Source organism: Streptomyces griseorubiginosus (assembly GCF_001514195.1).
In the GTDB taxonomy this organism is placed as follows: Bacteria; Actinomycetota; Actinomycetes; order Streptomycetales; family Streptomycetaceae; genus Streptomyces; species Streptomyces griseorubiginosus.
Map to the genome: position 1 here is coordinate 203,111 of NZ_KQ948745.1, position 17,323 is coordinate 220,433.

Annotated in this window: 16 protein-coding genes and 1 tRNA gene; 5 read left to right on the forward strand and 12 right to left on the reverse strand. The window is 71.2% G+C overall.

Annotated features, from left to right (window positions below):
* Positions 1 to 48: 48 nt before the first annotated feature.
* The 3 genes from AQJ54_RS37600 to AQJ54_RS37610 are packed head-to-tail and all read right to left on the reverse strand — an operon-like array spanning position 49 to position 3,421.
* Positions 49 to 945, reverse strand: coding sequence for an SDR family oxidoreductase (locus tag AQJ54_RS37600; RefSeq protein WP_062245412.1), 897 nt, complete (start codon positions 943 to 945; stop codon positions 49 to 51).
* Positions 942 to 1,889 carry an alpha/beta fold hydrolase gene (locus AQJ54_RS37605; protein ID WP_062245416.1) on the reverse strand — a complete coding sequence of 316 codons (948 nt, stop codon included), beginning with the start codon at positions 1,887 to 1,889 and terminating at the stop codon, positions 942 to 944. The genes AQJ54_RS37600 and AQJ54_RS37605 overlap by 4 nt, the downstream gene beginning before the upstream one ends.
* Positions 1,886 to 3,421, reverse strand: a complete 1,536-nt coding sequence (locus AQJ54_RS37610) for a flavin-containing monooxygenase (RefSeq protein ID WP_062245419.1) — start codon at positions 3,419 to 3,421, stop codon at positions 1,886 to 1,888. The genes AQJ54_RS37605 and AQJ54_RS37610 overlap by 4 nt, the downstream gene beginning before the upstream one ends.
* Positions 3,422 to 3,578: 157 nt before the next feature.
* Between AQJ54_RS37610 and AQJ54_RS37615 the strand changes: the two genes are divergently transcribed.
* A complete protein-coding gene (locus AQJ54_RS37615) occupies positions 3,579 to 4,199 on the forward strand; it encodes a MerR family transcriptional regulator (RefSeq protein WP_062245422.1) in 621 nt (206 codons plus the stop codon).
* A 77-nt stretch (positions 4,200 to 4,276) separates the two neighbouring features.
* Complete coding sequence (locus AQJ54_RS37620; protein WP_062245425.1) at positions 4,277 to 4,684, forward strand: hypothetical protein; 408 nt, start codon at positions 4,277 to 4,279, stop codon at positions 4,682 to 4,684.
* Positions 4,685 to 4,703: 19 nt separating this feature from the next.
* Here the strand turns inward: AQJ54_RS37620 and AQJ54_RS37625 are convergent, their stop codons facing one another.
* On the reverse strand, positions 4,704 to 5,507 hold the full coding sequence (locus AQJ54_RS37625) for an exodeoxyribonuclease III (RefSeq protein ID WP_062245428.1): 804 nt from the start codon (positions 5,505 to 5,507) through the stop codon (positions 4,704 to 4,706).
* Between the two features lie 29 nt (positions 5,508 to 5,536).
* Here AQJ54_RS37625 and AQJ54_RS37630 point away from each other — a divergent pair, with 29 nt between their 5' ends.
* Positions 5,537 to 6,022 (forward strand): GNAT family N-acetyltransferase, encoded by a 486-nt coding sequence (locus AQJ54_RS37630; protein WP_062245430.1) that lies wholly within the window; start codon positions 5,537 to 5,539, stop codon positions 6,020 to 6,022.
* An 89-nt stretch (positions 6,023 to 6,111) separates the two neighbouring features.
* Here the strand turns inward: AQJ54_RS37630 and AQJ54_RS37635 are convergent.
* The 7 genes from AQJ54_RS37635 to galU all read right to left on the reverse strand — a co-directional run bounded on the left by AQJ54_RS37635 (position 6,112) and on the right by galU (position 11,623).
* A tRNA-Ala gene (locus AQJ54_RS37635) sits at positions 6,112 to 6,185 on the reverse strand.
* 73 nt (positions 6,186 to 6,258) lie between these two features.
* Positions 6,259 to 7,527: a divisome protein SepX/GlpR gene (sepX, locus tag AQJ54_RS37640; RefSeq protein ID WP_062245432.1), complete on the reverse strand. Its 1,269-nt coding sequence runs from the start codon at positions 7,525 to 7,527 to the stop codon at positions 6,259 to 6,261.
* Between the two features lie 172 nt (positions 7,528 to 7,699).
* Complete coding sequence (locus tag AQJ54_RS37645) at positions 7,700 to 8,344, reverse strand: GNAT family N-acetyltransferase (RefSeq protein ID WP_079070192.1); 645 nt, start codon at positions 8,342 to 8,344, stop codon at positions 7,700 to 7,702.
* Positions 8,341 to 8,847, reverse strand: coding sequence for a MogA/MoaB family molybdenum cofactor biosynthesis protein (locus AQJ54_RS37650; RefSeq protein ID WP_062030121.1), 507 nt, complete (start codon positions 8,845 to 8,847; stop codon positions 8,341 to 8,343). The genes AQJ54_RS37645 and AQJ54_RS37650 overlap by 4 nt, the downstream gene beginning before the upstream one ends.
* Positions 8,844 to 9,323 carry a cyclic pyranopterin monophosphate synthase MoaC gene (moaC, locus tag AQJ54_RS37655; protein WP_020137770.1) on the reverse strand — a complete coding sequence of 160 codons (480 nt, stop codon included), beginning with the start codon at positions 9,321 to 9,323 and terminating at the stop codon, positions 8,844 to 8,846. The genes AQJ54_RS37650 and moaC overlap by 4 nt, the downstream gene beginning before the upstream one ends.
* Before the next feature lie 61 nt (positions 9,324 to 9,384).
* Entirely contained in the window at positions 9,385 to 10,716 is a 1,332-nt protein-coding gene (glp, locus tag AQJ54_RS37660; protein ID WP_062245436.1) for a molybdotransferase-like divisome protein Glp, read from the reverse strand.
* A gap of 4 nt (positions 10,717 to 10,720) precedes the next feature.
* The gene (gene galU / locus AQJ54_RS37665; protein WP_062030125.1) at positions 10,721 to 11,623 is read right to left on the reverse strand and encodes a UTP--glucose-1-phosphate uridylyltransferase GalU; all 903 of its coding nucleotides are present in this window, start codon (positions 11,621 to 11,623) and stop codon (positions 10,721 to 10,723) included.
* 92 nt (positions 11,624 to 11,715) lie between these two features.
* Between galU and AQJ54_RS37670 the strand changes: the two genes are divergently transcribed.
* Positions 11,716 to 12,339 carry a 5-formyltetrahydrofolate cyclo-ligase gene (locus AQJ54_RS37670; protein WP_079070193.1) on the forward strand — a complete coding sequence of 208 codons (624 nt, stop codon included), beginning with the start codon at positions 11,716 to 11,718 and terminating at the stop codon, positions 12,337 to 12,339.
* 87 nt (positions 12,340 to 12,426) lie between these two features.
* On the opposite strand, the gene AQJ54_RS37675 is transcribed toward AQJ54_RS37670, so the two are convergent.
* Positions 12,427 to 15,297, reverse strand: a complete 2,871-nt coding sequence (locus AQJ54_RS37675; protein WP_062245438.1) for a penicillin acylase family protein — start codon at positions 15,295 to 15,297, stop codon at positions 12,427 to 12,429.
* A 267-nt stretch (positions 15,298 to 15,564) separates the two neighbouring features.
* On the opposite strand from AQJ54_RS37675, the gene AQJ54_RS37680 reads away from it, so the two are divergent.
* Positions 15,565 to 17,157 carry a potassium/proton antiporter gene (locus AQJ54_RS37680; protein WP_062245441.1) on the forward strand — a complete coding sequence of 531 codons (1,593 nt, stop codon included), beginning with the start codon at positions 15,565 to 15,567 and terminating at the stop codon, positions 17,155 to 17,157.
* The last annotated feature ends 166 nt before the right edge of the window (positions 17,158 to 17,323 follow it).

The window sequence follows — 17,323 nt, forward strand, 5'->3', positions numbered from 1 at the left end:
CCGGGGCCTCGACCAGATTCACACGGCCGGACAAAGAACGCATTTCGATCAACTACGGTGCGTAGCGCGACTCCCCGCGCGCGCTTCCTCGTCCGCCGCCCCACCTGCGCCGACGAGCCCGGTGCGGATGCCCTCCAACCGCTGTCCGAACCGCCGCATCTCCCGCTGTCCGACGGTCCCGATGAGCCCCGGCAGAGCCCCGCGCAGGCCCTGCATCCCGCGCAGCCACCCCTGCCCGTACACATGGCTGGAGCGCCGCTCGATCCCGGCCACGATCCGCTCCACGGCGGGCCCCAGCGGATACGTCTTGTTGGCCGGCCACGGCAGCCGCTGCCGCAACTCCCGCATCACGTCGTCCTGGTCGGCCCCGCGCACCATGTCGGTGTCGGTCCACGACAGGTACCCGACCCCGACCCGCACCCCCCGGTAGCCCACTTCGGCCCGCAGGCTGTGCGCGAACGCCTCCACACCGGACTTGGACGCGCAGTACGCCGTCATCATCGGCGACGGCGTGATCGCGGCGAGGGAGGCGATCTGGAGCAGGTACCCCCGGCTCTCGACGAGCGCCGGGAGGAACGCCCGTGCGGTGACGGCCGATCCGATGAGGTTGACCTCGATCACCCGCCGCCACGCCTCGGGATCGGAGTCGACGAAGGGCCCGCCGGTCGCGACCCCCGCGTTGGCGACCACGATGTCGACCTTCCCGAACCGCTCCTTCACCTCCTCCGCGACCCGTGCCATCGCCTCGTGGTCCGTCACGTCGGCGTACCAGTGGTCGCTGTCGCCGTGCAGCCGCTCGGACAGCTGCTTGAGCGCGTCCGGTTCGAGACCGACCAGCGCGACCTTCGCGCCGCGCGCGGACAGCTTGCGGGCGAGCAGCTCGCCCACGCCCCGCGCGGCCCCCGTGACGACCGCGACCTGTCCTTCCAGACCGACCCTGCTCATGCGCCCTCCCTGACCTGGACGTAGCTGCTGACGAGTTCCCGGATCCGCGCGCTGACCAGCTCGGGCGCCTCGACCGGCGTCATATGGCCGAGCCCGGGCAGCTCGGTCACCCCGAGATTGTGGGGCAGCGCGGCGGCCAACCGGTGTGCGTGCACCGGCGGGGTGAGCCGGTCGGCGGTCCCGACGAGGACGGCCGTGGGCGCGGTGAGCTGCCGTACGCCCTGGTCCAGGTCGAGCAGATCGAGCACCTGCGACCAGGCGTGGCGCACCTTGCGCGGACACGCGTGCACGATCCGCGCGCACGCCTCCACCATGTGCGGGGCCGAACCGGGGCCCATCGTGCCGTACTTGAGGATCCGCAGCGCGAGCGGTGTGACCGGGCCGAGCGGCGCCCGCGCCCCGAGGACGTGCCGGGTCAGCCAGGTGCGCAGCCGCCCGGCCCGGATCGGCACCACGGTCGACTCCGCGACCAGCCGCGACGACCCGGTGCTGCACAGCAGCACGGCCGCCGCGTGCTCCCGGAACGCCGGCCGGTCCGCCGCGGCCATCACCGTCATCCCGCCCATGGAGTGACCGACGACGACCGCTTTCTCGTCCGCCGCGAGGGTGGCCTCCAGTACGGCCACGAGATCGTCGGCGAGGGCGTCCGCACTGCACGCCGGGCTCGCCGGACTGCGTCCGTGGCCGCGCTGGTCGTACGCGATGACCCGGTGGTCGACGGAGAGTTCGCGGATCTGCGCGGCCCAGAAGGCGGTGGAACAGGTCCAGCCGTGCGCCAGCACCACCGGGGGCGCGCCCTCGGGGCCGTGCACCTCGACGTGCAGCCCGGCGCCGTCGGCGGAGGTCACGCTCAGTTCACCGGCCGGGACGGGCGGGGCGTACGGCCCGGAGTCGACATGGGCGAGCCGGCTCGTACGGCGGCCGGCAGAGGCTGCTCGGCTCATACGGCGGCCTCCGTGCTCTCGTCCTGGACGGCGCCCTTGTCCTGGGCCGCGCTCCTCTGCCCTGCCGGCCGCAGCACCTCGTACTCGGCGAGGTCCACCCGCCGGGTCGCCCGCCGGAACTCGGTCGTCGTGCCCGGCCAGATCGTGCTGTTGCGGCCGTTCGCGTCCAGGTACCAGCTGGTGCAGCCGCCGGTGTTCCACACCGTGCGCTTCATGCGCTCCTGCACCCGGTGGTTCCAGTCCCGCACGGCGGCGGGCCGGGCGTCGAGGGCCACCCGGCCGCCGAGCACGTCCAACTGCCGTACGAAGTCGGCCAGGTAGTTCAGCTGGGACTCGATCATCAGGATCATCGAGGAGTTCCCGAGCCCGGTGTTGGGTCCGATGACCGTCATCCAGTTGGGGAAGCCGGCGGCGGAGGCACCGCGCAGCGCCTCCATACCGCCCTTCCACGCCTCGGCGAGGGTCCGCCCGTCCGCGCCGACGACCCGGTCGGCGATGGGCATGTCGGTGACGTGGAAGCCGGTGCCGAAGACGATCGCGTCGACCTGGGCCTCGGTGCCGTCGGCGGCGACGACCTTCGACCCCTCGACCCGGCTGAGGCCGCTCGCGACGACGTCCACGTTGGGCTGGGCGAGCGCCGGGTAGTACGTGCTGCTCAGCAGGATCCGCTTGCAGCCGATCCGGTAGTCGGGGGTGAGCTTGGCCCGCAGCGCCGGGTCCTTGATGGCACGGGCCATGTTCCGCTTGGCCAGCTGCTCGACCGCGCCGAGCTGGCCCGGGTGCTTGGTGAAGGCCTGGACCTGCAACTCCCTGATGCCCCACAGCAGTCCGCGCCGGGCCTGGGTGGTGAAGGGCAGTTGCCGGTGCAGCCGCCGCTCGGCGCCGCTGATCGCCCGGTCCATGCGGGGCATCACCCAGGGCGGGGTCCGCTGGAAGAGGGTGACCTTACGGGCGAGGGGCTGGATCGCCGGCACGATCTGGATGGCCGAGGCGCCCGTGCCCACCATGGCGACCCGCTTGCCGCGCAGGTCGTAGTCGTGGTCCCAGCGGGCGGAGTGGAAGACCTTGCCGGCGAACGAGTCCAGGCCGGGGATGTCCGGGATCTTCGGATCGGACAGCGGCCCGGTGGCGGAGACGACGAAGTCGGCCGACAGCCTGCCGCCGGAGGTCTCGATGTCCCACCGCAGCGCCTCGCTGTCCCAGGTCATCCGCAGCACCTCGGAGTTGAGGCGCAGGTGCGGCCGGAGCCCGAAGACGTCGGTCACGTGCTCCAGGTAGGCACGGATGTGCTCCTGCCCGGAGAAGGTGCGCGGCCAGTCGGGGTTGGGCGCGAAGGAGAAGGAGTACAGATGGGACGGCACGTCGCAGGCGCACCCCGGATAGCTGTTGTCCCGCCAGGTGCCGCCGACGCTGCCGGCCCGCTCCAGCACGACGAAGTCGGTGAAGCCCTCCCGCCGCAGCCGTACGGCGGCCCCCAGCCCACCGAACCCGGATCCGACCACCGCCACCCGCACATGCTCGTGTTCGGCCATGCCGACGCCTTCCCTGCGACTCTGCCAGTGAACACTGGCGCAATGGGAGGATAGAGCGGCTCCGTACCGATGGGTAGGGGTCGGGAAGAAGGAAGTTACCGGGAGTACGACATAGGGTGCGGGCGTGGCAGAAGACGGAGGACGACACGAGTACCGCATGGAGGAGCTGGCCCGCCTGGCCGGCATCACCGTGCGCACCCTGCGCTTCTACCGCGAACGCAAACTGATCGCACCGCCCCGCCGCGAGGGCCGTATCGCCTGGTACGACGACCACCACCTGGCCCGTCTTCGCACGATCGCGGCGCTGCTGGAGCGGGGTCACACCCTCACGGGCATCGCGGAACTGGCGGAGGCCCTCGACCACGGCCGCGATGTCGCCGACGTCCTGGGGGTGGCCCCTCCCACCGAGGAGGAGCCGGTCCGCCTCACGCCCGAGGAACTCGCCGCCCGCTTCGAGGGCGAGGTCACCGCGGAGAACCTGGCGGCCGCCCTCGACCTCGGCTACCTCGGCACCGACGGCGACGAGATCGTCCACATCAGCCGCCGCCTCCTGGACGTCTCCTCGGCCCTGGTCCGCGAGGGCATCCCCCTCGCGGAGGTCCTGGCCGCCGGCAGACAGGTCCGCGAACACGTCGACGCCCTTGCCGAGATGTTCGCCGACCTGGTCCTGCGCCACACCACCGAGAACGACCTCCACCGGCTGCGCCCCCTGGCCCGGAGCGTGGTGGAGGCGGAACTGTCCCTGGCCCTGGACCGGCGGCTCAGGAAACGGGACTGAGGGGCCGCCGAGGTACTCAGGCCGGGCTGAGTACCGACGCTCTGGGCGGGGACGGGACGAGCGGAAACACTCGGAGCATGCGAAACCGACCTCTGAGAAGCGTTTCCCACGTGGTGCCGACCCTGGTGACGGCCGGCGTGTCGATGGCGGCGTGGGCTGCCTGGCTGGGCTGGGACCAGCGCTACGACGTGCAGCCCGACGGCACTTCGACCGGTCCGTACGAGGCCTGGCAGGTGATCGGGCTGGTGGTGACCCTGCTGGTGGCGGTGTACTGGGCGGCATCGCGCCGCCACGGCAAATCGGCTGTGCTCGGCACCACGACCGGCCTCACCCTCGCCGCCTTCCTCGACTGGTCGGACGACTCCACCGGCCAGTTCATGGTGGGCGTGATGATGGTCATGCTGGGAAGCCTCGCCGCGACCGCCCTCGTGACCAACGTGATCACCTCCGTGAGACGGCCGTCGGCGCAGACGCCGCCCGCGTGACGCACCGCCACGACCCAGGTCACACGTCGAAGACGACCGTCACGGGCGCGTGGTCCGACCAGCGCTCGGCGTGCGTGGCGGCCCGCTCGACGTACCCCTTGACGGCCTTGGCGGCGAGCCCGGGCGTGCAGACGTGGAGATCGATGCGCCATCCGCTGTCGTTGTCGAAAGCCCGCCCCCGGTAGGACCACCACGAGTACGGCCCCTCCATGTCCGGATGCAGCGACCGTACGACGTCCACGTACCCGCCGTCCTCGAGGTCGAGAACCCGGCTCAGCCAGGCGCGCTCCTCCGGCAGGAAGCCCGAACTCTTCTGGTTGGAGCGCCAGTTCTTGAGGTCGGCCTGCTGGTGGGCGATGTTCCAGTCGCCGCAGACGACGACTTCGCGGCCGTCGGCGGCGGCACGCTCGCGCAGACCCTTCAGGTACGTCAGGAACTCGTCCATGAAGCGGACCTTCTCGTCCTGCCGCTCGGTGCCGACCTCGCCGGAGGGCAGGTAGAGGGAGGCGACCGTGACACCGGGCAGGTCCGCCTCGACGTAGCGCCCACTGGTGTCGAACTCGGCCGACCCGAAGCCGACCTGGACCCGGTCCGGCTCACGGCGGGAGTAGAGGGAGACACCGGCCCGCCCCTTGGCGGCAGCCGGCGCGTGCGTCACGTGCCAGCCCTCGGGAGCGCGGACCGCGTCGGGCAGCTGCTGCGGCTCGGCGCGTACCTCCTGAAGGCAGAGCACATCGGCGGAGGTGTCCGCGAGCCACTCCACGAAGCCCTTCTTCGCGGCGGCACGCAGCCCGTTCACATTGGCGGAGGTCACAGTGAGCACCCCGGCACGATACCGGCACACTGGAGGGCATGATGATCCGCCGTGTCCCCTTCGACCACCCCGACGCCGTCAAGCTCAACGACCAGGTCCAGGCCGAGTACCACGTCCGCTACGGCGACGGCGGCGACGCCACCGAGCTGGCCCCGGCGGACTTCCAGCCCCCGAACGGCGTGTACCTGATCGCGTACGACGCCCTGGACAGCCCCGTCGCCACGGGCGGCTGGCGGGCCCAGGACGCCAACGGCGAGGGCAACCTGGACGGCGACGCCGAGCTCAAGCGGATGTACGTGATCGAGCAGATGCGCGGCCGCGGTCTCGCCCGCCGCGTGCTGTCCGCCCTGGAGGAGGACGCCCGCGCGGCCGGCCGCCTGCGCATGGTCCTGGAGACCGGCACCAAGCAGCCCGAGGCGATCGCGCTGTACACCTCCAGCGGCTACGAGCCCTGCGCCAAGTTCGGCTACTACCGCGACTACGAGGACAGCCGCTGCTTCGCGAAGCCGCTCGCGCGCGGATAGAAGCAGCTCGCGCGCGTGGATAGAGGCTCGCCCGCGGATAGATGACAGAAGACCCGCTCCTGAATGCAGGAGCGGGTCTTCATGATGCGTGGACCTGAGGGGATTTGAACCCCTGGCCCCCTCGATGCGAACGAGGTGCGCTACCGGACTGCGCCACAGGCCCTTGCAACGAGTGAAACTCTAGCATCCCCGTCCGGGTGCTTGGAAATCCGTTCCCGGCTGGTCAGGGACGGGGGTCACTCGTTGGCCGCGCGCGGCCGTTCGCCTTCCTCGTACTGGTCGAAGAGGGGGGTGCGGCCACGCTCGCGTGCCCGGCGGGCGGAGGCGGCGCGGCGGGCGTCGGTGCGGCCGTCCGCCGTGGGCCTGTCGTCCGCGTCCTCGGACAGCTCCTCCGGTGCCCCGTCCTCGGCGACGGGCGCCGCCTCGTGCTCCGGGGTGACCGTGCTGGAGCGTGCCGAGCTCCAGGCGTCGGGCGCCCCGAGGTCCACGTCCGCGGTGGCCCGCGGCGCGACCGGCGCGGTCACGTAGGTCGGCAGCGGAACCGGTACCGGGTCCCAGCTGTCCCCGTGACCGGGCCTGCGCTGCCGCTCACGCTGCTGGTCGACCCACTCGGCGTGGTCGGTCTGCTCGACGAGGGCACGCCGGTCGGCGGCGAGGGCGGAGAGCCCGGGGTCGGTGACCTGCTCTGGTCCTCCGTCCGGTTCGTCGGCGTCCACATCGGTGCCGACGGACGCCCGCCGGCGCGGCTGACGGGCCCGCTCCCGCAGGTGCTGCGCGGCGGCCTCGGCCCGGCGCCGGTCCATCTGGTAGGCGAACCGGCGGCGTTCCTGGGAGCGCAGGTAGGCGATGTACGCGCTGAGCATCACCGCGGGCACCCCGGGCGCCCACAGGAAGGCGAGTCCTCCGACGGCGGCGACGATCGCGCCGAGTGTGAACGCCGCGAAGAGCATCACGGTGGTACGCCGTCGGCGCGCGAGGGACTTGGTGCGCCGGGCGCGCGCCGCGGCCGCTTCCGCGGCGGCCGTGCGCCGGGCGGCGGACACGGGGGGCTGCTTGCGGGTGGGGACGCCACCGTCGTGCGCCGCCTCTCGTCCCGCGTCCCGCCCTGCTTCCCTTGCCGCTGCTTCCCTCGCCGCTGCTTCCCTTCCCGCGTCCCGCGCGGACTCGCGCGCGGGCTCCGGGGGGCGTCCCATGGACGGCGGCTGGGCCGTCGCCTTGGCCTGTGGACGGGTCGGGGGCATGGCGAAGGCCCGGACGTCCACCGAGTCGGTGACGGCGTCCGGATCGTCGGCGCCGTCCTCCCCCTCGTCGGTGGAGCGCGCGCGCAGGTCCTTGGCGTATCGGCGCTCCATGCCCGCCCGTCCGGACAGCAGCCGGATGGCGGTGCTGAAGCGTTCCGTCGGACGGGCCTCGTTCAGCTCGTCCTGCCTACGGAGCCACATCGGCACCAAGTAGGCGGCCCAGGCCCCGACAATGACTGCGTAGATGAGGCCGCTGCTGCTCACGCCTCACACGGTAGAGGGGTTTGCGTGAGGCCATCTGCCAATTGAGCCGGTGTGTCGCACGATCTGGCTGATATTTCGAGCTTTTTTTGCGACCGATCCGATCAGCAGACCGCCTCAGCCGTGAATTCAATGCCCCGAGACGGTCATGCACCGATCATTCTCGAACACTCATTCAATTTCCGGGACCTGTACCCGGAACCTGCCTGCCGGCGCGGGCCCGCTGCCAGCGTCTGAGCAGTCCGTCCGGCACCTCTTCCGCGGTGAGCGCGAACACGAGATGGTCCCGCCAGGCCCCGTCGATGTGGAGATAGCGCGGCCGCAGCCCCTCCTCGCGGAATCCGAGTTTCTCCACGACCCGTCGGCTCGGTCCGTTCTCCGGGCGAATGCAGACCTCGATGCGGTGCAGACCGACGGTGCGGAAACAGTGGTCCACGACGAGCGCCACGGCGGTCGGCATCACCCCGCGCCCGGCGACCGACTGGTCCACCCAGTAACCGACGTGCCCCGAGCACATCGAGCCCCAGGTGATTCCGGCGACCGTCAACTGCCCGACCAGCTGTCCCTGGTACTCGATGACGAACGGCAGCATCCGGCCGGCGTTCGCCTCGGACCTGAGGTGGCGGACCATCTGCCGGTAGGTCGGCCGGTGCGCGATCGGACCGCTCGGCGTGGGCGGCGGAATCGTCGCCTCCCAGGGGCGCAGCCAGTCCCGGTTGCGCCGGTTGACCTCACGCCACAGGCGTTGGTCGCGCATCCTTATCGGCCTCAGGACGACGTCGCCGTCCGCCAGTACGACGGGCCATGACGGGCTGTTCAGCTCGCACCCCCCTCGCCGGAGCCGGGTCTGGCGTGGTCGCCGCCGCGGATCTGGTCGACGGCGTGCTTCAACAGGGGCTCCAGGACGGCGAGTCCGTCCTTCACCCCGCCGCTGGAGCCCGGCAGGTTGACGATCAGTGTGCCGGCCGCCACTCCGGCCAGGCCCCGGGAGAGCGCGGCGGTGGGCACCTTGTCCCGCCCGAAGGCACGGATGGCCTCCGCGATGCCGGGCACCTCGTACGCGATCACCGCGCGGGTCGCCTCGGGGGTGCGGTCGGTGGGTGAGATGCCGGTGCCGCCGGTGGTGACGACGACGTCGTAGCCCGCTTCGACGCCCGCGCGCAGGGCGGCTTCCACGGGGTCCCCGTCGGGGACGACCTGCGGGCCGTCGACCGCGAAGCCGAACCGCTTCAGGCCGTCGGCGATCAGCGGGCCGCCCTTGTCCTCGTAGACACCGGCGGCGGCCCGGTTGGAGGCGGTGACGACGAGAGCCCGGTACGTCATGACCGGCTCCAGTCGCCCGACTTGCCGCCCGTCTTCTCCTCCACCCGCACGTCCGTGATGACCGCTCCCTTGTCGACCGCCTTGACCATGTCGATCACGGTGAGCGCGGCGACGGAGACCGCGGTGAGGGCCTCCATCTCGACACCCGTGCGGTCCGTGGTCTTCACGGTGGCGAGGATCTCCACGGCGTCGTCCGCGACCGACAGATCCAGTTTCACACCCGACACCGACAACGGGTGGCACAGCGGGATGAGGTCCGGGGTGCGCTTGGCGCCCATGATCCCCGCGATCCGCGCGGTGGCCAGCGCGTCACCCTTGGGGACGCCCTCGCCGCGCAGCAGCTCGATCACCCGGGGCGAGACGAGGACCCGCCCGCTCGCGCGCGCGGTGCGTGCGGTGACGTCCTTGCCGGATACGTCGACCATGCGGGCGGCACCCGCTTCGTCGATGTGCGTCAGTCGGTCCTGCGTACTCATGGTTGTGCGTCGCTCCCGGTCCCGGCGTTGTGCGCGACACGGTACCGCCAACCTCGGGTGCTCAGCCGAGCAGGACCACTTCGACCTCGGTGCCCGGCTCCACGGACTCGACGTCCTCCGGTACGACGATCAGCGCGTCGGCCTGCGCGAGGGCGGCGACCAGGTGGGAGCCCGCGCCGCCGACGGGGGCGACCGTGCCGTCGCCGTCGGCGTACGCACCGCGCAGGAACTGCCGGCGGCCCTTGGGCGAGCTCAGCGCCTTGTCCGCCCTCAGGGTGGCCCGGGTCCGCGGGCGGTGGAGGTCGTCGAGACCCATGAGGGCGCGGATAGCGGGGCGGACGAACAGCTCGAAGGAGACGTACGACGACACCGGGTTGCCGGGCAGGGCGAGCAGCGGGGTGTGGTCGGGGCCGATGGTGCCGAAGCCCTGGGGCTTGCCGGGCTGCATGGCGAGCTTGCGGAAGTCGACGCCGCTGCCTGGTTCGTCCTCGTCGCCCACGGAGGTCAGCGCCTCCTTGACGACGTCGTAGGCCCCGACGCTCACGCCGCCCGTGGTGACCATGAGGTCGGCGCGGACGAGCTGGTCCTCGATGGTGGAGCGCAGGGTCTCGGCGTCGTCGGCGACGGCGCCCACCCGGTAGGCGATGGCGCCGGCGTCCCGGGCGGCGGCGGTGAGGGCGAAGCTGTTGGAGTCGTAGATCTGGCCGGTGCCGAGGCTCTCGTCGGGCTGGACGAGTTCGCTGCCGGTGGACATGACGACCACGCGCGGGCGCGGCCGCACGCGGACGGTGCCGCGGCCGATGGCGGCGAGCAGGGCGATCTGGGGCGGACCGAGGACCGTGCCGGCGTCCAGAGCGCGGTCACCGGCCCGGACGTCGCTGCCCTGGGCGCGTACGTGCGCGCGTGCCTCCGCGGACCGGTACACGTGCACGTGCCCCTCGGCGCCCTCGGGGGCGAGGCTGCGGGCGCGCATCCCGGTGACCGGGCCCTCGCCGAGGCCGCCGTCGGTCCACTCGACGGGGACGACGGTCTCGGCGCCGGGCGGCAGCGGGGCGCCGGTCATGATGCGGGCGGCCTGGCCGGGCCCGACATGGAGCAGGTCGACGGCCTGGCCCGCCGCGACGTCCCCGACGACGTCGAGGACGGCCGGGAACTCCTCGCTCGCGCCCGCCACGTCCGCGACCCGTACCGCGTACCCGTCCATGGAGCTGTTGTCGAACGGCGGGAGGGACACCGGGACCGTGACGTCCTCGACCAGGACGCAGCCCTGGGCGTCGAGCAGTTGCAGCTCGATGGGTTCGAGGGGGCGGACGGTCGCGAGGATGTCCTCCAGGTGTTCGTCCACCGACCAGAGGTCGTCCTGGTCGGCGGGACGGGGCGCGGCGCTGCTCAAATCCCTACATCTCCTCGGCTACGAAGCTGCGAAGCCAGGTCCGGAACTCCGGGCCCAGGTCTTCACGTTCGCACGCGAGTCTGACAATGGCACGCAGATAGTCGCCGCGGTCACCGGTGTCATAGCGGCGGCCCTTGAAGACCACGCCGTGCACCGGGCCGCCGACCGTCTCGTCCTGGGCGAGCTGCTGGAGGGCGTCCGTGAGCTGGATCTCGCCGCCGCGGCCGGGCTCGGTCTTGCGCAGTATCTCGAAGATGTGCGGGTCGAGGACGTAGCGGCCGATGACCGCGTAGTTCGAGGGGGCGTCGGCCGCGTCCGGCTTCTCGACGAGACCGCCGACCTTGACGACGTCGCTGTCCTCGGTCTCGGCCACGACGGCACAGCCGTAGAGGTGGATCTGCTCGGGGGCGACCTCCATGAGCGCGATGACGCTGCCGCCGTGCTGCTCCTGGACCTCGATCATCCGCTGGAGGAGGGCGTCGCGGGCGTCGATCAGGTCGTCGCCGAGGAGGACGGCGAAGGGCTCGTGGCCCACGTGGGGGGCCGCGCACAGGACGGCGTGGCCGAGGCCGCGGGGGTCGCCCTGGCGGACGTAGTGCATGGTGGCGAGGTCGCTGGACTCCTGGACCTTGGCGAGCCGGCCGGCGTCGCCCTTCTTCTGGAGGGCGGACTCGAGCTCGTAGTTGCGGTCGAAGTGGTCCTCCAGGGGCCGCTTGTTGCGTCCCGTGATCATGAGGACATCGTCGAGGCCCGCCGAGACGGCCTCCTCGACCACGTACTGGATCGCCGGCTTGTCGACGACCGGCAGCATCTCCTTGGGAGTGGCCTTGGTTGCCGGCAGGAAGCGGGTGCCGAGCCCGGCTGCCGGGATGACAGCCTTGCTGATCCGAGGGTGCGACAGAGTCATGGCCGCAACCCTATCCGGTGCCTTTGCCTGGAATCTGAGGCTCCGGTTAATAAGCTCTCATATGAGCGTATTGAAAGGGTACGGGTGCAACTTTGAGCCACATCGGACGTCCCACCAAGCCTGACAAGCAAGGGTTGCGGCGAGAATACCTGGCGGTGAGGAGCAGGTTGACGGCCGATGACGTGCGGGAAGCCGCCTCCGCGCTGTCCGGCCGGGCCCTGGGCCTGCCCGAGCTGGCGCAGGCGCGCACGGTCGCGGCGTACGTCTCCGTCGGGAGCGAGCCCGGCACCCTCACGCTGCTGGACGCGCTGCGCGAGCGGGGCGTGCGCGTCCTGCTGCCCGCCCTGCTGCCGGACAACGACCTGGACTGGGGCGCCTACACCGGCGAAGGCTCGGTCGCGCGGGTCCAGCACGGGGGAAAGATGGCACTCTTCGAGCCCGCCGGCGAGCGCCTGGGCCCGGACGCGGTGACCGGCGCCGACGTGGTGCTGCTGCCCGGCCTCGCGGTGGACGGGCGCGGGATGCGCCTGGGGCGCGGCGGGGGGTCGTACGACCGGGTGCTCGCGCGCCTGGAGCGCGCGGGCGCACGACCGGCGCTGGTGGTGCTGCTGTACGACACCGAGGTCGTCACCGAGGTCCCGGCGGAGGCGCACGACCGGCCGGTGCACGTGGTGGTGACGCCGTCGGGCGTGCGCCGCTTCCCCGCCCCGGAGTGACCGGCCCGGCATGGCCGCCCCGGCATGAGCAAGGGCCCCTCCACGCGCGTGCGTGGAGGGGCCCTTGCTTCGGTCCTGCGGCCGTCCCTACGGCTTCAGGACCAGGGTGTCGCTCGTGCTCTTGTCGACGGCCGCGTCCGAGAAGGACCAGTCCAGCAGCTCGCCCTTGGCCCACTTGCCGGTCTGGTCGGTGTAGTGCGCGCTGTAGGCGTGCCCTGAGGCCCCGGTGAGGTTGATCCACTTCGACTTGTCGAGGTCGCCGAGGTTGACCACCATGCGCATCGACGGCACCCAGACGACGCCGTAGCCGCCCGCAGCGTTCCAGCCGGTGGCGTTGACCGTGGCCTCGCCGCCGCTGAGCTTCCAGGGGCCCCGGTTGAGCGCGTACTGGACGATGTCGGGGCCCTCGATGCCCAGGGTCTGGTTCTTCAGGAACAGGCGGTGCAGCCGGCCCCAGCTCCAGGTGTCGATGTCCTTGCCGAGCTTGGCGGTCAGCTCCCAGCGGGCGTCGATCATGGCGCGCTTGAACAGTTCGTCGCGGTTGGTGGCCGCGGGCCGGTCGCCGACGCCCTTCGGGGTCTTCCACCAGTCGCTGTTCTGGTCGTTCATGAGGTTGCGCACGACCTCGAACCAGCGGTCGCCGCCGTCCGGCTGCGCCTCGTCGGCGTCGCGCTGACCGCACTCGCGGACCTTCTGCGTCTCGTCCACGGGCCCGGTGCTGTTGACCGGGTCGACCCACAGGCACTGGCCCTTGACCCGCAGCTCCTTGGGCAGCTTGTTGCCGAAGGCGAGCTTGAGGATGTTGCGCCAGACCGCGTTGAAGTAGGCGGCCGCCGCCGAGTCGGCGTCCTGGGTGTAGTCCCAGCCCTCCAGCAGCTCCTGCGCCTGGCGGACTTCCTTGTCGTCCATGTCGATCTTCAGCAGCTTGGGGACCAGCAGCTTGGCGATCTCGCTGCTGTTGTCGAGCTGCATCTGGCGCATGTCGTCGGTGGAGATCTTGCCGCCGCCCTTGATCTTCTGCTCGATCAGGTCGGTGATGCGCTGGCTGCGGGTGCCGTAGCCCCAGTCGGTGGTGAGCGTGTAGGGGTACTTGTCCTTGTCGACCACGGCCTGGTTGGCGGTCACGATGTAGCCGCGCGACGGGTTGTACTCGTAGGGCAGCTCGTCCTGCTGGATGTACTTGCCGGTCCAGCGGTACTTCGGGTCCCAGCCGGGCGCCGGGAGGGAGCCGTCGTCGCCCTTGGCGCGGATCGGGATGCGGCCCGGCAGGGTGTAGCCGATGTTGGTGGCGTCGGCGTAGACGAGGTTCTGGGACGGGACGTCGAACAGGGCCGCCGCCGCGCGGAAGTCGCTCCAATTGGACGCCTTGTCCATCGCGAAGACGGCGTCCATGGTGGTGCCCGGGTCCAGCGCGGTCCAGCGCAGGGCGACGCCGTAGCCGTCGCCCCGGTCGGGGGCCGCGTTGTCGACGGTCGCCTTCCTGCCGACGTTCACCAGCTCGTCGGAGCGGTCGGAGAGCAGGGGGCCGTTGTTGGTCTCCCGGACGACGATCTTCTTGGAGGCGCCGCCGGCGACCTTGATGGTCTCCTCACGCGTGGTGAAGGGAACCGTCTTGCCGTCGTACAGGTAGCCGTCCCCGGAGAGCTTCTCCAGGTAGAGGTCGGTGACGTCGACGCCGGAGTTGGTCATGCCCCAGGCGATCTTCCCGTTGTGGCCGATGACCACGCCGGGCATGCCCGCGAAGGTGTAGCCGGTGACGTCGTACTGGCACTTGCTGGACAGGCTCCGGCAGTGCAGGCCCATCTGGTACCAGACGGACGGCAGCGAGGCCGACAGGTGCGGGTCGTTGGCCAGCAGCGGGTGCCCGGTGATGGTGTGCTCGCCCGCCACGACCCAGGAGTTGGAGCCGATGCCCTGTCCGTTCACGCCGACGGCGGTCGGGACGTTGTTCAGGACCTCGGAGAGGCCCGACAGCTGGCTCTGGAGGGCCGAGGCGGCCGTACCGGAGCCGACGGAGGACGACGTGCCGGTGGTACCGCCCAGAGACGTCCCCGTGCCGCCCGTGGAGGTCCCGGTACCGCCCGTGGACGTCCCGGTGCCCCCGGTCGACGTCCCGGAGCCGCTCGTGGAGCCGCCGGAGCCGGACAGGCCGTTGTCCTTGGAGCTGCCGTTCTGCTCGAACGTCCCGGTGAGCTCGTTGTACTGGCCCTCCTGGACGATCGCCTTGTTCCGGCTGTACGGGTACTGCGGGTACAGGTCGGCGATCTGCTTCGGGCCGAGGCGGCTGGTCATCAGGGCGCGGTCGATCTCGTCCTTGACGTTGCCGCGCAGGTCCCAGGCCATCGCCTTCAGCCAGGCGACGGAGTCGACCGGGGTCCACTGCTCGGGCTTGTAGTCGTTGACGAAGCCGAGCGCCGCGTACTCCAGGGAGATCTGCTTGCCGCTCTTGCCCTTGAGGTAGGCGTTGACTCCCTTGGAGTAGGCCTGGAGGTACTTCTTGGTGGAGGCCGACAGCTTGGTGTCGTACTCCTTCTTCGCCACCCGGTCCCAGCCCATGGTGCGCAGGGCCTCGTCGTCGTCGACCGTCCCCTTGCCGAACATCTCCGACAGCCGCCCGGCGGTCAGGTGCCGGCGTACGTCCATCTCGTAGAACCGGTCCTGCGCCTGGACGTAGCCCTGCGCCATGAACAGGTCCTCGTCGGAGGAGGCGTAGATCTGCGGGATGCCGTAACTGTCGCGTTTGACGTCGACCGGGCCCGACAGGCCCTGGAGCTCGACGGAGCCCTTGGTCTGCGGGAACGACGCGCGCACGGTGCTCACCGACCAGTAGCCGCCGTAGGCGACAGCGCCGACGAGGGCCAGGACGAGGACCAGCACGATCAGACGGGCTCTGCGCCCCTTCTTCCTGCCGGACTTGCCGGGCTGCTGACCCGAGGAGGCGGTGGTGGTGGGGGGCATCGCTGTCCTTGCTGTCCTAACGCGAGCGGCAGGGCGGGCTGGTGCATTCGGCTCAGAACCTGCGTGACGCAGGCTCTGCGCGCTGGAGCAACCATAGGCGCAGCGCCTGAGGGCACTTGACGCGGAGTCGGGAACCAACGCGGACGAGCGTTCGATCTTGCCTCGCCGAGCGTCAAGAAATCGTCAAGAGTTAGGTAAGGTAACGAAGTACTTGGATGCGGAGTCCCACCACTTCGTGTCCTATGTACGTGAGCTCCCGCGCGCGTGATGCGCGTGAGCCAGGGAAGGGAACGGCCGCTGACTGTCCACCACCTCAACCAGCTCCTGCTCGTCTGCTCGCTCGTCCTGCTCGTCGCCGTGGCAGCGGTCCGGATCTCCTCGCGCAGCGGGCTCCCCAGCCTGCTCGTGTACCTGGGGATCGGCATCGCCATGGGCCAGGACGGCATCGGCGACATCCACTTCGACAACGCCGAACTGACCCAGGTCATCGGATACGCGGCCCTGGTCGTGATCCTGGCCGAGGGCGGCCTCGGCACGAAGTGGAAGGAGATCAGACCGGCTCTGCCCGCGGCGACCGCGCTGGCGCTGGCCGGGGTCGCGGTGAGCGTCGGGGTCACGGCGACGGCCGCGCACTACCTGATCGGGCTGGAGTGGCGGCAGGCGCTGATCATCGGGGCGGTCGTCTCCTCGACGGACGCGGCGGCGGTGTTCTCGGTGCTGCGCAAGATCCCCCTTCCCGCGCGCATAACCGGCACCCTGGAGGCCGAGTCCGGCTTCAACGACGCCCCCGTGGTCATCCTGGTCGTCGCCTTCTCCCAGGCCGGTCCGGTCGAACACTGGTACCGGCTGATCGGCGAGATAACCCTCGAACTGGCCATCGGTGCCGCCGTCGGCATCGCGGTGGGCTGGCTCGGCTCCTGGGGCCTCCGGCACGTCGCCCTGCCCGCCTCCGGCCTCTACCCGATCGCGGTCATGGCGATCGCCGTCACCGCCTACGCGGCGGGCGCGCTGGCCCACGGCAGCGGCTTCCTCGCCGTCTATCTCGCCTCCATGGCGATGGGCAACGCCAAGCTGCCGCACTGGCCCGCCACCCGCGGGTTCGCCGACGGCCTCGGCTGGATCGCCCAGATCGGGATGTTCGTGCTGCTGGGCCTGCTGGTCACCCCGCACGAGCTGGGCGACGACGTCCTGCCCGGGCTCGTCATCGGCCTGGTGCTGACCATGGTCGCGCGACCTCTGAGCGTGGTGCTGTGCCTGACGCCGTTCCGGGTGCCCTGGCAGGAGCAGACCCTGATGTCCTGGGCCGGGCTGCGCGGCGCCGTGCCCATCATCCTGGCGACGATCCCCATGGTGAACGGCGTCGACGGCAGCCGGCGCGTCTTCAACATCGTCTTCGTCCTGGTCGTCGTGTACACCCTCGTGCAGGGCCCGACACTGCCCTGGCTGGCCCGCAAGCTGCGCCTCGGCGGCGACCCGGAGGCCGCCGACCTCGGCATCGAGTCGGCACCCCTGGAGCGGCTGCGCGGGCACCTGCTGTCCGTCGCGATCCCCGAGGGGTCGCGGATGCACGGCGTCGAGGTCCACGAGCTGCGGCTGCCGGCCGGAGCCGCCGTCACCCTGGTCGTACGCGACGCAAAATCGTTCGTTCCGCTGCCCACGACCGTGCTGCGGCGCGGGGACGAACTGCTCGTCGTCACCACCGACCCGGTCCGCGACGCCGCCGAACGACGGCTCCGCGCGGTGGGCCGCGGCGGCAAGCTGGCCGACTGGCTGGGCACGGGCGGCGGCACCGGCGGCGGCAGGGGCGGGGGCCACGGCGGCGGTGGTGGCGGCGGTAGCGGCGGCGGCGGCTCAGGTTAAGGCCGTGTTTCGCGCCCCCTGTACGATGGGGGCGCACCCCTGATCGAACCAACTCTGCCTGACGCAGAGCTGGCGCGACCGTATGGCGGCCGGGACGTCCTTCGTGACGTGGTCTTCGGCATCTACCGCAGTCCGCGCAAGAGGACAGCTCTCGGTGCCGCCCCTG